This is a genomic window from Solibacillus sp. FSL H8-0523 (genome assembly GCF_038051985.1).
Taxonomy (GTDB): Bacteria; Bacillota; Bacilli; order Bacillales_A; family Planococcaceae; genus Solibacillus.
This window is the reverse complement of the sequence record NZ_CP150291.1, coordinates 1419187-1435200: the sequence shown is the minus strand read 5'-3', so window position 1 is coordinate 1435200 and position 16014 is coordinate 1419187. Positions and strand designations below refer to the sequence as shown.

At 42.9% G+C, this 16014-nt stretch carries 19 protein-coding genes; 2 read left to right on the top strand and 17 right to left on the bottom strand.

Annotated elements, in window-relative coordinates; all coding sequences use genetic code 11:
• Positions 1-171: 171 nt before the first annotated feature.
• Together NSQ62_RS06860 and NSQ62_RS06855 are read left to right on the top strand one after the other, a co-directional pair.
• Positions 172-1461: an MFS transporter gene (locus NSQ62_RS06860; RefSeq protein ID WP_341323184.1), complete on the top strand. Its 1290-nt coding sequence runs from the start codon at positions 172-174 to the stop codon at positions 1459-1461.
• Positions 1462-1562: 101 nt separating this feature from the next.
• Complete coding sequence (locus tag NSQ62_RS06855; protein WP_341323183.1) at positions 1563-1874, top strand: pyrimidine/purine nucleoside phosphorylase; 312 nt, start codon at positions 1563-1565, stop codon at positions 1872-1874.
• A gap of 153 nt (positions 1875-2027) precedes the next feature.
• Here NSQ62_RS06855 and NSQ62_RS06850 read toward each other — a convergent pair whose 3' ends face one another.
• The 17 genes from NSQ62_RS06850 to NSQ62_RS06770 are packed head-to-tail and all read right to left on the bottom strand — an operon-like array spanning position 2028 to position 15905.
• Positions 2028-2237, bottom strand: coding sequence for a hypothetical protein (locus NSQ62_RS06850; protein WP_341323182.1), 210 nt, complete (start codon positions 2235-2237; stop codon positions 2028-2030).
• A 60-nt stretch (positions 2238-2297) separates the two neighbouring features.
• Positions 2298-3245 carry a malate dehydrogenase gene (gene mdh / locus NSQ62_RS06845; RefSeq protein ID WP_341323181.1) on the bottom strand — a complete coding sequence of 316 codons (948 nt, stop codon included), beginning with the start codon at positions 3243-3245 and terminating at the stop codon, positions 2298-2300.
• A 4-nt stretch (positions 3246-3249) separates the two neighbouring features.
• Positions 3250-3588, bottom strand: coding sequence for a BMC domain-containing protein (locus NSQ62_RS06840; RefSeq protein WP_341323180.1), 339 nt, complete (start codon positions 3586-3588; stop codon positions 3250-3252).
• Positions 3581-3862 (bottom strand): EutN/CcmL family microcompartment protein, encoded by a 282-nt coding sequence (locus NSQ62_RS06835; RefSeq protein WP_341323179.1) that lies wholly within the window; start codon positions 3860-3862, stop codon positions 3581-3583. Before NSQ62_RS06835 ends, NSQ62_RS06840 begins: the two co-directional genes overlap by 8 nt.
• A gap of 21 nt (positions 3863-3883) precedes the next feature.
• Positions 3884-4744 carry a phosphate propanoyltransferase gene (gene pduL, locus NSQ62_RS06830; RefSeq protein WP_341323178.1) on the bottom strand — a complete coding sequence of 287 codons (861 nt, stop codon included), beginning with the start codon at positions 4742-4744 and terminating at the stop codon, positions 3884-3886.
• Positions 4737-5339: a phosphate propanoyltransferase gene (locus NSQ62_RS06825; RefSeq protein WP_341323177.1), complete on the bottom strand. Its 603-nt coding sequence runs from the start codon at positions 5337-5339 to the stop codon at positions 4737-4739. Before NSQ62_RS06825 ends, pduL begins: the two co-directional genes overlap by 8 nt.
• 23 nt (positions 5340-5362) lie before the next feature.
• The gene (locus tag NSQ62_RS06820; protein ID WP_341323176.1) at positions 5363-5650 is read right to left on the bottom strand and encodes a BMC domain-containing protein; all 288 of its coding nucleotides are present in this window, start codon (positions 5648-5650) and stop codon (positions 5363-5365) included.
• Between the two features lie 16 nt (positions 5651-5666).
• On the bottom strand, positions 5667-7160 hold the full coding sequence (locus tag NSQ62_RS06815) for an aldehyde dehydrogenase family protein (RefSeq protein ID WP_341323175.1): 1494 nt from the start codon (positions 7158-7160) through the stop codon (positions 5667-5669).
• Between the two features lie 9 nt (positions 7161-7169).
• Positions 7170-7802 carry an ethanolamine utilization microcompartment protein EutL gene (gene eutL, locus NSQ62_RS06810; RefSeq protein WP_341323899.1) on the bottom strand — a complete coding sequence of 211 codons (633 nt, stop codon included), beginning with the start codon at positions 7800-7802 and terminating at the stop codon, positions 7170-7172.
• Between the two features lie 27 nt (positions 7803-7829).
• Positions 7830-8747, bottom strand: coding sequence for an ethanolamine ammonia-lyase subunit EutC (gene eutC / locus NSQ62_RS06805; RefSeq protein ID WP_341323174.1), 918 nt, complete (start codon positions 8745-8747; stop codon positions 7830-7832).
• Positions 8748-8755: 8 nt separating this feature from the next.
• Complete coding sequence (locus NSQ62_RS06800) at positions 8756-10120, bottom strand: ethanolamine ammonia-lyase subunit EutB (protein ID WP_341323173.1); 1365 nt, start codon at positions 10118-10120, stop codon at positions 8756-8758.
• 17 nt (positions 10121-10137) lie between these two features.
• Positions 10138-11568, bottom strand: coding sequence for an ethanolamine ammonia-lyase reactivating factor EutA (locus NSQ62_RS06795; protein WP_341323172.1), 1431 nt, complete (start codon positions 11566-11568; stop codon positions 10138-10140).
• Positions 11569-11581: 13 nt separating this feature from the next.
• Positions 11582-12076, bottom strand: coding sequence for a EutP/PduV family microcompartment system protein (locus tag NSQ62_RS06790; RefSeq protein WP_341323171.1), 495 nt, complete (start codon positions 12074-12076; stop codon positions 11582-11584).
• Between the two features lie 5 nt (positions 12077-12081).
• A complete protein-coding gene (locus NSQ62_RS06785; protein WP_341323170.1) occupies positions 12082-12423 on the bottom strand; it encodes a BMC domain-containing protein in 342 nt (113 codons plus the stop codon).
• 12 nt (positions 12424-12435) lie between these two features.
• Complete coding sequence (gene eutH / locus NSQ62_RS06780) at positions 12436-13671, bottom strand: ethanolamine utilization protein EutH (protein WP_341323898.1); 1236 nt, start codon at positions 13669-13671, stop codon at positions 12436-12438.
• An 18-nt stretch (positions 13672-13689) separates the two neighbouring features.
• On the bottom strand, positions 13690-14529 hold the full coding sequence (eutC, locus tag NSQ62_RS06775) for an ethanolamine ammonia-lyase subunit EutC (protein WP_341323169.1): 840 nt from the start codon (positions 14527-14529) through the stop codon (positions 13690-13692).
• A gap of 11 nt (positions 14530-14540) precedes the next feature.
• Positions 14541-15905, bottom strand: coding sequence for an ethanolamine ammonia-lyase subunit EutB (locus NSQ62_RS06770; protein ID WP_341323168.1), 1365 nt, complete (start codon positions 15903-15905; stop codon positions 14541-14543).
• Positions 15906-16014: the final 109 nt, after the last annotated feature.

The following is a 16014-nucleotide window of genomic DNA, read 5'->3' as shown; positions in this document are numbered from 1 at the left end:
GTGTAACAAATCCTTACTACAAAAGGAATAATTTAATTTCATTAAACAAATCAGATTCATTAAAGATATAAATTTTAGAATATTTTTAATTAAATTAAACATTTATATTGCAATAGCCAAATTTATCCGTTATTATAAGTTTAATTAAATTAAACAAAAGGGGATTTGCACATGAACGAACAGCAAAAGTTAAAAAAAGCAACGTATCATTTATACACATTTCTAATTAGTAAAATGGTTGGCTCACTTGGGGCAGGCGTTTATAGTTTTGGAATGAGCTTATATATTTTATCGAAAACAGGCTCGTCACTAAGCTTTGCATTAAACGTCATTTTAAGCTTTATACCACGTATTATTATTTCACCAATTGTCGGCATATTAAGTGACCGTATTTCACGAAAAAAGTTAGTGCTTGGTGGGCAGGCTGGTGTGATTCTAACCGTTTCTGCATTACTACTCTACACACATGAATTTGGTTTATCACTCGCAGCAGTTTATACAGCAACGGTATTTAACAGTATTTTTAGTAGCTTTTCAAGTGTTGCATTCTCTGCTTCCATTGCCAATTTAGTCGATGAGGCGCGTTTACAAAAGGCGATGAGCTTCAATCAGCTATCTAGCTCAGTAGCCGGCATTGGAGGGCCGATTGTTGGAGGAATGCTGTTTGGCTTTGTATCAATGGAAGTATTTTTAGCAGTATTTATTTTTGCGGCACTTGTTACATTTACATTAGAAGCCACGATGAATTTCAATTTGTTTAAAAAAGAAAGCCCAACAAACGATGTTCAAAAACAAGAAACGATGTTTGAGAGCTTTAAGGCAGGTTTCCGTTACGTCAATACGCAGCCTACATTAAAAGCGATTCTTTGGTTAGCATTATGGTTAAATTTATTCTTTATGTCGGTAAGCGTTGGTGGCAGTTATATTTTAGTTACAGTACTTGAAATTGATCCAACACAAATCGGCTTTATTGAAGCTGGTGGTGCGATTGGGATGCTGTTAACATCGATTTATTTTGCTTCACGAAAGCAAATCCAGTTCCCATTAGTCATTGTAAAACGTTCGACATTTGCCACTGCTACAGTCGTTATGTTAATCGGATTACCCGTCCTGTTTCCTTTACCAATGATTTGGAATTTCGTTTATTATTTTGTCATTATGGTATTATTCGGTACGCTAGGTGTTATTACAAACACACCACTTGGGGTCATGTTCCAAACGACAATTACCGAAGAGTACCGTGGACGTGTATTTGGGATTATTGAAATGATGTCAATGAGCGCGATGCCTATTGGTACACTCGGGTACGGTGTATTATTTGATCTAATACCTGCCTACTACATTCTTTTTGCAAGCGGCTTGATTTTAATGGCTCTCGTACTGTTATTACTGCGCCCGTCAATTCTCGAAATGGCGCACCCCGAGCTAAAGCAAACAGAGGGCAAAGTCGTAACCGAATAATCTCATTGTGCGATCGAACTTAGCGAAAAGAACTATAAAGGTAACTGATTTTTCTAACAATTATTATGCTATAGTGTTGTTAGAAAGAGAGGTTACATAACATGTCATTTACAAACGTAGAAATCACAAAGAAAGCGAATGTGTATTTTGATGGAAAGGTTACAAGCCGCAAAATCACATTCGCTGATGGAAGCTATAAAACACTGGGGATTATGCTGCCAGGTAACTATGAATTTGGGACGGATTTAAAAGAGGAAATGGTCATTAGTGCTGGGAAATTGCGCTATCAATTACCAGACTCGGACTGGCAAACAATTGATGGTGAGGGTGTATTTTACGTACCGGCGAACGCGAAGTTTAAGCTTGAGGTAGAAACCGTAACGGATTATATTTGCTCGTATATTGCACAATAAAAAAAGAAACGTGGTTGCGATTTGCACCTACGTTTCTTTTTATTTGTTCAGCTTAGAAAAACACATTTCGCGCCAAATAGCGCGAAATGATGTCTTTTCTTATGTGGATTTCCCTAAAAAGTTTATACTCTTCTATCCACTAAAAAATATCCCTTAGCGAGACTCTTTCGGTGGCTGACAAACATCACATTTTTGTTGTTTGTTTTCTTTGAATTTTTTCCATGGCTTTTGGAATGTTGTCCCACATGCACATTGGAAATCTAGTTTTTGTGAAAAGCCTGTAAATTCAGTTGATAACAATTTTGTATCTGTATTTTTTTCTACGTATTCACGAATGGATTGGATTGTCCATTTTTTACTCATAATCTTCTACACCTCCACGAAAAATTCATTATAACATGAATTCGTCGCATATGGCATCTCTTATTGCATTTGGTCACAAATCGTAATGAGCTCTTTTACGACCGAGGCGGATAGATGGAGCGCCTCTTTTTCATCAGGCAATAAATCCAGCTCGATAATACTTTCAATACCATTCCCGCCTAAAATGGTCGGCACACCTAAGCATAAATTGTCGTAGCCGTATTGCCCTTGTAGATAGGCAACACTCGGTATTATGCGTTTTTCATCACGCATGATGACCTCTGCCATTTTCACGGTTGCCGCAGCTGGTGCATAGAAAGCACTGCCATTTCCAAGCAACGCAACAATTTCACCGCCACCTTTTCGCGTGCGCTCAACGATTGCGTCAATGCGATCCTTTGCCATCACCTTTTCTAGCGGGATTCCGCCAACGTACGAGTAACGGATGAATGGTACCATTTCGTCACCATGTCCACCTAACACAAAGCTCGAGACATCCTCAACCGCAACACCCAGCTCCTGCGCGACAAACGTATTAAAGCGCGCCCCGTCCAGTAAACCCGATTGACCGATGACACGGTGTGGTGCAAAGCCGGTTTCCTTTAAGCAAACATAGGTCATCGCATCGACTGGGTTACTTAGCACGATGACAATACTTTCCGGTGCGTAGTGTTTTATATTGACGGCGACCTGCTTCATAATTTTTGCATTCGTTTCGACTAAATCATTACGACTCATGCCTGGCTTTCGTGGTAAACCCGCCGTGACGATTACAAGACGTGCATCTTGAATTGCCTCGTACTGATCCGTGCCTTCAATACGCACATTAAAACGTTCTACTGGCCCTACCTGTAGTAAATCGAGCGCCTTTCCTTTTGTCGGATTGACGACTTCAGGTATATCAACGAGTACCACATCACCTAATTGTTTTTGCGCCAGGTAGAGTGCTGCTGTCATGCCCGTATTACCCGCGCCAATAATCGCAATTTTATGTCGCTTAAATGACATGCCATCACTCCTCCCCTTGCTTTTTCACACTTGCTCTCGGAGAAGTCTTTTTCAACACGGGTTTCAGAGGTGCTGGCTTTTCAAAAAGTTTGGCCACTTGCTCATCCGGCCTTGGAATGACATGCGCCGCTAATAACTCTCCAACACGACTTGCTGCCTGTTTTCCTGCATCAACAGCTGCCTGTACAGCTCCGACATCCCCCTCGACTAAAATCGTGACGATTCCGCCGTCAATCATTTCCTGTTTTACAATTTCAACATGTGCTGCCTTCACCATTGCATCGGCAGCTTCAATCGAACCAATCAGTCCTTTTGTTTCAATCATACCCATTGCTTTAGCCATTTTTCTCACCTCTTACCTCTGTTGAATCGATAATACCAATGACTACCGCATCAATCGGTAGTGGGACGTCCGATAAAATATAGCGTGCGGCACCACCACTCGTCACCAATACTTCATCATCAATTCCTGCGCCGATGCGATCTGCAACAACGAGTTCCTGACGAATGGGCTGATTTTTTGAATCAATTGGTTGTACAATGAGTAGCTTTAATCCACTTAAATTTTCTTCCTTACGCGTTGCCCATACATTGCCTATTACACGTGCGATTATCATACATCCATCACCTACTTTGCCCTATTGCCGTACAATTGTAATACCTTTTTTACGTGCCATATCTTGTGCGAGTGCGGTCATCATCGTGCGTTTTTTGATAACCAATTCTTGCTGACGCAGTTCTTTTATATCCTGCTCCGTAATTAACTTTTTTGTCATGACGGCTGTTTGCTTAGGTGGGACAAGCTGCTGCACCTGTTGTGGTGGCAGTTCAGCTGGTGCTTTATGAACACCCGCTGTCACAAGCTCTCCATAACCATTTCCTTGAATATGTGCCGCATTGCCTTCATCGGTATCAATATGCATTTCTAATTGAAAACGACTCGACACCCGCACCTTAACCTGTTGAAATACAAGGGGCCTCACACTGCAGGTTTGAACATTCACAAACTGGCCATCGACAACATGCAGTGCTTTTGCGTCCTGTTCATTCATATGAATATGTGCAGCCGCAATGATACAGCCTTCTTTTAAATACAGGCTCCCTTTTGGTCCAATCAATGTAATGGGTGCCGAGTCACTCGTATCGCCTGAATAGCGAAGCGGGGCATCAATTCCAAGTGTCCTCGCATCGGTCATGCTAATTTCCACTTGCGACAAGCTTCTTGCTGGGCCAAGCACGCGCACTTGATGAAGCGTGGCTTTCGGTCCAACAAGCGTCACCTGTTCTTGTGAGGCAAATTGATTCGGCTGTGAAAGTGGGGCTTTCGACGTTAACGTATAGTTTTCGCCGAACAACAATTTGACATGCTCCTCACTTAAATGCACATGGCGCGCAGACACCGCAATCGGGATTTTACCAGGCGGTGCTTGTGTAGGTTTTGTCGGTTGCATTTGACTAAGCACCTGTTCAACAATCGTACGAATCAATTGTTCATCCATACAATTCACCTCGCTCTAGCTTATGAATCACCCCGTAGCCACGGCTTAAATTACTGGCATTTCCTTCATCGGTATCTATATGCATTTCGAGTTTAAAATGGGGAGATACACGAATGACGACTTGATGAAACGTAATCGGACGCTCCGATTCAACGATCACATCTACCAGATCCCCATCACTTACTTGAAACTGGGTCGCCTCATCGTCATGCATATGAATATGTGCCTTCGCGATAATCAACCCTTGCGTAAGCGACACTTCCCCACATGGCCCAACAATCGTAATGGCCTCACTATTTTCGATATCACCTGATTGCCGAATCGGCGGGGCAACTCCAAGTAAAAAGCTATCGGTTTTACTAATTTCTACCTGAGAGTTCGCGCGTGCTGGACCTAAAACGCGTACTTCGTTAATTTGTCCTTTTGGTCCTTTGAGAGATACGCGCTCGGTCGCCGCAAATTGCCCCGGCTGTGATAAATTAAAATCAAACGTTAACGTTACATCTGCCCCAAAAAGCGTCGCAATATGTTCTTCCGTGAGATGAACATGTCGGGCTGACACAGCGATTGGAATTGAAAAGAGTTGATAGGTCATCCAATTCATCTCCTTTTATGTCATTATTGCTCTAGCTTCGGTAAAATTAATTCTAATTCATTATGCGGACGTGGAATTACGTGAACAGACAATAAATCGCCAACTCGCTCCGCCGCTGCTGCACCAGCATCCGTTGCCGCCTTCACAGCACCTACATCCCCACGCACTAACACCGTTACAATCCCGCCACCTACATGCACTTTTCCTACTAGATTCACGCTTGCCGCCTTTACCATTGCATCTGCCGCTTCAATTGCACCTACTAACCCTTTTGTTTCTACCATCCCTAATGCTGTACCTTCTCGATTCATTATTCATTCCTCCAATTTACTGTAATTTTTTTATTACTTCTTCGACAATTTTTGCAACAAGTGCCTCATCAATGGCACTCGTATCAGTTGATTTCACAAAGTGCTCAATCTGTTCAACCGGCGCGCTTGGGACACTTACTTCTCTAACCCCATAGCTCAATCGCTTTGTGAGCATTAAATGCTCGGCCGAAATATTATCAGATGTAATATTGCCACCAAACGTCCCGCAGCCTAGCGTAAACGATGGTCGTAAATTCGTCGTTCCACCTACTGCACCCATCGTTGCCATCGTATTGACGACGATGCGTGAAACGGGTAAATCAAGTGCAAATTCTTTTGCGAGTTTATCATTTTCTGTATGAATCGAAAGCGTATGCCCACGACCACCTAAGTTTAGTAACTGTAAGCATAGCGACTTTGCCTCGTCACTCGACTGCACCTTGTAAAGCGCAAGTATCGGCGACAGCTTCTCTAATGAAAACGGCACGTCTTTTCCGACCTTCGTTTCGATTCCAATGATGATTTTCGTGTTTGTAGGTATAGTAATGCCTGCCATTTGCGCAATTGTTTGTGGAGAACGCCCCACAATTTTTGGATTGACCTTGCCGACTTCTGGTGAGATAACCTTCTCCATTTTTGCTTTTTCAACATCATTTAACAGATACGCACCTAGTTTTTGAAGCTTATCGAGCGTTTTATCGTAAATTGCCCCGTCCACAATAAGTGCTTGCTCGGTCGCACAAATCGTTCCGTAATCAAAGCTTTTACTATCAACAATTTGCTTTAGTGCCTTATCGAGCTTGGCCGACTTCTCGACATATACCGGCACATTCCCTGGCCCTACACCATAGGCAGGCTTGCCAGAGCTATAGGCTGCTTTCACGAGCCCACCGCCACCCGTTGCTAAAATGACATGCGTGTTTGGATGCGTCATAAGGCTTTGTGTTGCCTCCATCGACTTTTGCGTTAAGCACTGAATCAGTCCCGGTGGTGCACCGGCTTTTACCGCGGCTTCCTCACATACTTCCAACGCCGCTTTCGTACACCCAACTGCATACGGATGGGGACTTACAACAATGGCATTACGAGTTTTTAACGCAATAAGCACTTTAAAAATAGCCGTTGATGTAGGGTTAGTTGTTGGAATAATGGCTGCGACAACTCCGTATGGTGCAGCCATTTCCACCACTTTTTTCATACGATTCTCGCTAATAATTCCTACCGTTTTTAATGCTTTAATATCCTCATATACTGCTTTTGAGCCGACTTCGTTTTTCATTTTTTTATGTGCTACAACACCCATGCCTGTTTCCTGCACAGCTAATTGTGCCAACTCCAGCGATTTTGCATAAGTCGCATCCGCGATTGCCTTCACGATTCGGTCTACTTGCTGCTGACTATACGTTTCATAAATTTTTTGTGCTTCCAATGCGAGTTGGACTTTTGCATCGACTTCTTGCTGTGGACTACTGTTATTTTCTTGTTCTGTGCCAAACAAATGAATCACCATTTCACCCCCTTATGATGCATCAATCGGATTTTCGATAATGCGTTCGATTGCCGCGCGAAATGCATCAGTAGCTGCTTTACAAGATGATTGACTCCCACTTAACAAACCCCCACCGAAGTTCGTTTCAGAAGGTGGACCGAAAAATACTTTTAACTCCACATCCGCTGCCTTTAATGCCGCATCCAGTCCAACGATTGCCTCAAGTGGTGGCGCGATCACATACGCTAATGCCGAACCTACAGGAACATCCGCCGTTTGAGCTAAATAGCTACCACAGCTTGAAACGGTATGTGCATAAATCGCATGTCCCGGTGCGAGCTCTTCAAAATAGGCATCATACGCAACCTTTTGTTCAATCGCATCAAACGCGCTTCGAATTTCATCAGGTGACGAACCTGCGACAATCCCGATCATTTCACCAGATAATGGACCCGATGCATGCGCGGCGCCAGCATAAAAGCTTTTCGCATAGACAACTTCGACATCGGCCTTTTTTGTCGCTTCATCGATTGCGGTATAGCCAACGTCATCAATGGTCAAGGTCACAATGCCTACGCTTTGCTGCCAATCCGCTAATTGCAGTTCCTTGGCCAACTGCGTATTGACGCGTGGAATAATTTGCATCGCCAAAATATCGGCCATCAATTTATTAGACAATGGTTTCGCCTCCTATTCCTCTCTTTGCACGAGCGTTACACCACTTGCTTCGTATTTCAAAATTTTCTGAATTAAATTCCCGAGATACGCCCCAGCTTCTGCAGGTGGAATCCCGCCTTTATGAATATTGGAGACGACGGTACGGTCTGATTCAATCGTCTCTTTACGCGGCTTATAGCACAAATACGCACTCATTGATTCTGCCGATACTAAGCCTGGGCGCTCGCCAATCAAGTAGACAACCACTTCCGGCTGTAATACTTCACCGATATCATCCATTAAACCAACGCGTCCTTGTTCGATATAAAACGGTGTCCCCATTTTCAAATTTAAACTTGCTAAGCTTTGCTGTAATGATAAAAGCACATTTTCTAAATTAGCATTGATTGCACTCGCACTTAGGCCATTGGAAACGATGATTTGTACTTGCGCGTTTTTCTCACATTTTTGTAGCAATGTTTCCTTCGCTGCATCCGTTAATTTACGTCCTAAATCCGGTCGTAAAATGTACGTTTCCTTGTCATCAAGCGCCTTTGTGTCAATTGTAAACAGCTTCAATTTTTCAAGTAAGCCTTGCTCCACTTCCCCGTAAACCGCATCGACTGCAGCTGCATGATCAAAGCGGAACTTTAGCATGGTATTGGTCAAAGGTCTTGGCCCCGTGAGTCCCACGCCAACTCGTGCCGGTGTTTTCGAACGAGCATGCGCAAACTTGTCATCAACTGTTTCTGCAAACACTTTGGCGTTTTGCGCTTTTTGAGACGTACTAACCACTTGTGTACTACTCGGTTTTCTTTGCTGAAAAAGCTCAATAAATGGCTCATTCGAACTTGGAATTTCAACTGCTTTTGGTTGCTTCAAATCACTGTGCTCCTGCTGTAAGCGTTCGGTCACTAATTTTGTAATCATTTCCACTAATGCCTTATCCACGTTTTCACCTACTTTTCGAAAATCGTTAAATCGCCTGCGCGACTTGTGAAGCGGCCATTTTCCGTAATACCCATTTTTTCGAGCCAACGTTCAAATTGTGGTGCTGGTCTTTTATTGAACAGTTCTTGCAGTGTCGGAACATCATGATAGCTCATCGACTGATAATTCAGCATGACGTCATCGCCCATTGGTGCAGCAATAATAAAATTCACACCCGCTGCAGCGAGTAGCACCCCTAAATTTTCATTGTCATTTTGGTCGGCTTTTATATGATTCGTATAACAAATATCCACACCCATTGGCAGGCCGTGCATTTTGCCCATAAAATGATCCTCTAAACCCGCACGAATCACCTGCTTACTATCATATAAATACTCCGGCCCAATAAAACCAACAACGGTGTTGACGATAAACGGATTAAAATGGCGTGCAAAGCCGTAGTTTCTCGATTCAAGCGTTAATTGATCAATATCATAATGTGCTTCCGCTGATAACTCAGAGCCTTGTCCCGTTTCAAAGTAAAATTGATTCGGTCCTGCCGATGTACCTTGCTTTTTAATTAAGCTTTGCGCTTCTTTTAACAGCTCGATTGAAATACCAAATGCGCGATTCGCTTTTTCTGTACCAGCAATGCTTTGAAACACCATATCTGCTGGAGCGCCTTGACGAATGGCCTTCATTTGCGTTGTCACATGTGCCAGTACACAGTTTTGCGTGGGCACTTGCCATTCCGTCATAAATTCCTTTGTCGCATGTAGCACACGCTTCACACTTTCAACCGAATCATCAACAGGATTAATGCCGATTACCGCATCTCCTACACCATACGCTAACCCTTCTTTTAAAGAAGCCATAATGCCATCAATATTGTCTGTCGGATGGTTCGGCTGTAGCCTTGATGACAACGTACCCCTTTGACCAATTGCACTATTACAAGTGGTGATGATTTCAATTTTATTAGCCGCATACACTAAATCCATATTGCTCATTAGCTTTGTTACAGCCGCAATCATTTCCGATGTTAGCCCTTTACTCATGCGACGAAGCTCGGTATTTGTTACATCTAAACGCAGAATATACTCACGTAGTTCAGCTACGGACCAATGTTGAATTTCGTTGTAAATCGGCTCGTTTAAATCCTCATCGAGTAAACGTGAAACCTCATCCTCTTCATACGGAATCAGTGGATTTTCACGAATATCCTTTAGTAAAATGTCACTCATTACTGCTTTTGCAGCGATGCGTTCTTGTACGGTTTCCGCTGCAATGCCTGCTAATTCATCGCCTGATTTTTGTTCGTTCGCCTTCGCAAATAACTCTTTTAAATCTCGAAAGGCGTACGTGATGCCTCCTAAATTAATCGATAAATTCATCGAATGTCTCCACCTCCTCATGCTTGATGAAATGCTAATGTTTTTACAACAACAGGTACAACGCCCGCCTGCATCATACGCCCGATGTCGATATAATCACCGGTCCGTACATCTACTTGATCAATGCAAACGAGCTGTTTTTGCCCCTTCAACTGCACCATGCTTTGCCCAAGTACTTTGGCATAATCAGCTTCTAGAATGACGACAATGAGCGCATTATTTTCAGGCCAATTCCCGACAATCATTTTTGCAAGTTGCTGGATATCTGTAAAATTAAAATACGGGATATTTTTTAAATACAGCGCAAACGGTTCACCGCTCTGTTCACTATCAAATAACCGCATTGCCTGTTGGATCGTTGTTTTCACTACTTCAGTCATGCCGGTCGTTTGCTTCTGCAAATCACAGGTTACAACCGGTACATTTTTTAACGGTAGTACGTTTTCGTCTAGTTCAATCGTTGCCCCGCTTACATCTGTTGACTGTGACCCAGCGCCAGTAACAGTAGCACGCACCGTTTCATTTGGTGGCAGCCATTCATACCGCTTCAATTCTTCACTTTGCTGCAGGGCTTCCGCGATTTTTTGACCGAGATCATCAAACGTTCCCGTATTACAGCTCGCGTCTGTTGTCGGATACATACATTGGGCTACGCCGCCTGAAAACATAATCGCTTGTACGGGCTCCTGCCAGTTTGGAACATGCCCAAGCAATAACGGGATGCGCTCGCTTTTCTGCTCTGCTTGAAGTACTGCACAAAGACTTATCACCATTTGCTCAATGACGTAACGTTCGATTTGTTCATCTCGTTTCTGTCCTCGTTCGTAACGCATCGTATGCTTTTGCAGTAAACGCTGGATTGACGGTGCGATTTGAGTGACTTTATGTTGCTGGTATTCTATTAATCTACCGCCTACATGCAGCGTCACGGTACCAATCACTTCCCCGTGCTTTACTACCGCAATATTCGTTGTGCCACCACCGATATCAATATTGGCGATAACCTTTGCATTATTTTTTGAATACGCAATTGCTCCGGATCCTTTTGCTGCTAAAATACTTTCTAAATCCGGACCGGCCGTTGCGACTAAAAAATCACCCGCTGCATCGGATAAAAAATGAATAACTTCCCGCGCATTTTTCTTTGTTGCCGTTTCCCCTGTAATGAGAACAACCCCAGTTTCAATTTGCTTAGGCGTCACATTCGCTAATTTGTATTGCTCAAATACGATTTGCTCTACCTTTTGGACGTCAATCGTGACATCATCGCGTAGGGGTGTGCGAAAAATCGGGCTTTTATAAACCACCTCTTTATCCACAATTTCTATGCGTGGCACATGGGTTTGACCTGCTGTATTTTGCATCGTTAAACGGCTAATGACGATTTTCGTTGTGCTCGTACCGATATCAATACCTGCACTGAGTAATGTTTGTGTTTTCGCTGCCATCTACCCCCACCTCCTATGCAAAAAAACATTGTGGATCATTGGCACGTTCTACATAATCCCGCATTTCCTGCACACTGTTACAGCCGACAAGCTGGCGAATATGCTCGGTACCAATCTGCTCCACTGCGGATGTAATGACAATCGGTGCTTGCCCAATGACTTGTTTTAACCAGTAAATAGCCTGCTCGATATTGGCATTCTCCACATCACACTTTGTGACGACACCAATCGGTAGCTTTGCCATACCTGTTCCAAAAAATGGCGGGAAATTTGATAATTGGCGCGTCGCATCTTGTAAATAAATTAAATGCGAAACTTCTAGAGATGTAGCCATAATATTTTTATAAAACAAAGGATTTTCTAAATATTCACCTGGCGTATCTACAATCCACTCTTCATAATTCAGTGCCTGTGTTTTTACTGCATTTAGTTCTTTATTAAGCAATGCTTTTGTTAAGGTTGATTTCCCTGCTCCAATAGCTCCAATTATCATCACTTTATTCATCATGTCACCTACGATTTCGTAATGTTCGCTGGCGTATAGCCTAGTTTGCGCTCTAAAAAGTCGTTAATGGCAATGAGCGCCATTTCTACTTCAGACACACTCCCAACAAGCACGAGGCTTCCTGTAAAGCGGTCTAAAAAGCCGATGCGTACATGCGATGCTTTCGTGGCTAAATCTGCTGCAATAATAACGGTTTCACTTGGTGTGCACGTTAAAATCCCCAGTGCACCTACCTCTTGGATGCCAAGTTTTTGCAACATATCGTTATCCGGGTTAGCAATCAAATGACTAAGTGTTAACTGCTTTCCCGGTACAAACTCCTGTATAAAGCGCTTTTTTTCCTCCGCCATTGCCTCACCTACTTATGCTTCTTTATATTCATCCGGTTTAATTATGCCGGCTTCACGATCCTCTTTTTCTAGCTTCAACGCAGTTGGAACGGATAGCTTATACGCTAACCAAATTGCAAGAATCCCCGCGACTAATTTCCCAACAATTACCGCTAGAATAATCGTTGGCTGGAAGTTTGCCGTAAATGATAAATGGTCCCCGAGTAAAAACGCCGCACATACGCCAAATGCAATATTAATAACTTTATCTTTTGGCGGCATATCACGGACAAGTGTGAACATCGCTAAAATATTGGCGATTGTCGCAAGTAACCCCGCGCTTCCCACTGCCGATAAACCTAATTTACCACCCGCAGATTCTAATGGTTTTGCAAAGTATTTACGAATTAAATACACCATCGGAAACGCTCCAGCAAGCATAATCCCAATATAACCAGCCGTTTCAAGCGCTCGGAATTGATCTGCCTCATCCGCCATAATCGGATCAAAGCCCCAGCTACCGAAAATCGTTGAAAAAAGGCCCGTGAAAATTTCTACAATCGAGAACACTAATACAAGCTTAATGCCGGCATCTAATACGCGACCGAAAATCATAAATCCTGCAATCATCATATTCGGAAGGAATTTTAAGCCAAGTGCGATTAAAATAACAAAAACAAAAAGTGGTGCTAAATTGATGAGTATTTGCAGCACGGATATGCTAAACATATACGTTGGTTCACTGGAAGTATCAATAATTTCACGAACTTTCGTATCAAATAGTGACACCATAATTGCTGAAATAAACGCACCAATCGGAATCGTTAATACCCCGGCCATAATACCAAGCGCCATGTATTTATGATCGCGCTTATCAAGCATTGCCAGTCCCATTGGAATCGAGAATACAATTGTTGCACCCGCCATAAAGCCTACAATTAACGCCATAATTAAGCCTTCATGGGAATCCTTTAACGCATTTGCGAGCTGATACCCTCCCATGTCAGACGCTAAAATCGTCGTAGCCGCAATTGCCGGGTCCGCGCCAATTTTATGAAACATCGGGCTAACTACTTTTTCAATGAAAATCGTTAAATAGGGAATCGATGCCATAATCCCAGCAGCAGGTACGAAAATATGGCCTACCGCGTGTAAACCACTCATAAACTCTTTGCCGAGCCCATTGTCTGCATCCCGAATTGCTGCAAACGCACCTGCAACTGCACAAGCCATAATAATATAAACAATCACAACGCCAATTAACTCCATCATTCCACCTCCATTTTCTTAATTCTTAGCAGTTTTCTTACGCATAAATGTGACGCCCGTACATTCGAGTTGCAGCATTTGGGCCATTATTTCCGATAAATAAGCACCTGCTTCAACAGGCGCTAATCCCGCTTCGTGAATGTTGGAAATCACAGTTCGATCTGCTTCGACCGTTTTATCAGTTGGTCGATATATTAAATAAGCACTCATCGATTCAGCTGTATTTAACCCAGGTCGCTCCCCGATTAAAATAATCGCAAGCTTGCAATCTACTAATTTCGCAACTTCATCTTGTATCCACACACGTGCCCGCTTGACATAAACAGGCGGATTCATCGTAATATTTTTCAGTTGCAAGCCTTGTAAAAGCGCCGGCAAAATACTTTCGATATTAGCTTCAATCGCCGCTGAGCTTAACCCGTTACTAATGATAATTTGCACGTCGATATGCTTCTTTAAATGCTGCTTGACCCATGAAGTTGAAGTTTCAGCTAGCGTTCTACCTGCTTGTAAATCCATTAAATATTGCTTTAGATCCTTAGCGTTGCTGTGTAAAATCGGCAATTGCAATCTCTGTAATAGCGCTTCATCGACCTCTTGATACACCGCATCCTGTGCTGCTGCATGATCGACTCGGAAATGGAGATAATGCGCTGTTTTCATGCGTGTGCCTGTATGACCAATACCAATTCGTGCTGGGGTAATCGCTCGTGCATGCGCTATAATTTGCGCATTAAGAGGTTCGTCCACCGAACTAGCTGGTTCATTAAATTGCATGGTTTGCTGTGATTCTGTCGGCAATCTTCCCTGTTGTTGAATTTTGGCTAATACGGTCTCGACAATTTGTTCAATATCCATATGTTCACTTCCTATCGCTCAAAAATGGATAAATCCCCTGCTCTACTTGTTAAACGACCGTTTTCCATAATGCCCATTTTTTCTAGCCATACTTCAAATTCTTTGATTGGTCGTAAACCAAGTATTTCTCGTAAACTCGCATCATCATGGTAGCTCGTATCTTGATAGTTCAGCATGACATCATCTCCACCAGGTACCCCCATATAAAAGTTTGCGCCGGCCAGTGCCGTTAGCATCCCGCCAATTTCTTGATCGTTTTGATCGGCATCCATATGATTCGTGTACGTTGGCGCAATGCCCATTGGTAAGGCATGTAACTTGCCCATAAATAAATCCTCTAAATCCGCACGAATGAGTTGCCTGCCGTCATACAATGTTTCTGGACCAATAAAACCTGAAACATTGTTCACCATAAACGGCTTCCAGTGGCGGGCGTAACCATATGTCCGCGCTTCTAACGTCTGCATGTCAATATCATGATGCGTTTCAAGTGAAAATTCAGAGCCTTGTCCCGTTTCAAAGTACATAAAGTTTGGACCCGCAGATGTCCCTTGCGCTTTCATTAACGCATAGCCCTCATCTAATAATTCCTTTGAAATCCCAAATGCTTCATTGGCACTTTGCGTACCTGCCAAGCTTTGAAACATTAATGCCATAGGCGCACCCGCTTTGACAGCATCCATTTGAGTTGTAATATGAGCGAGTACACAATTTTGCGTCGGGATTTCCCATTCCTGCATAAAGTCATGTGTCATTTGTAAAATCTTTTTTACCGAGTCCACCGAATCATTATTTGGATTCACGCCAATAACCGCATCGCCACTGCCGTAAGAGAGTCCTTCTTTTATGGAATAAAGAATGCCCTCCAATACATCATTCGGGTGATTTGGTTGACAGCGAAATGCAAGGCGACCGCGTTCCCCAATGGTTGTGTTGCAATGTGCGGTATAGCGCATTTTTTGTGAGGCCATGACTAAATCGATGCTCGACATTAATTTGGCGACTGCAGAAATCATTTCACTCGTTAACCCTCTACTCATTTTGGCCAGTTGCATTTGTTCCGTCTCAAACGACAATATTCGATTACGTAATTCACCCACTGTCATATGTTGCATGTCCTCATAAATGGGTCTACTCAAATCATCATAAATGACACGCGTCACCTCATCTTGCTCGTAAGATATGACTGGGTTTTCAAAAATATCCCTTAATGTAAGCTCACTTAATACAAGTTTTGCAGCCATCCGTTCAAGTGAAGACTGCGCCGCAATGCCTGCTAATACATCCCCAGACTTTGCCTCACTTGCTTTTGCCAAAACCTCTTTTACCGAATGAAATTGATAGCGATTTCCCTTTAACACGTACTGAAGTTTCAACCATTCACCCCCCGCACATCAATTAACAGATAACTCTTACAATTCAAGATTATTATTAATTAACATCTTTTACAACAAAAATCCTTCTTTTTTCTATATTTTCATAAAA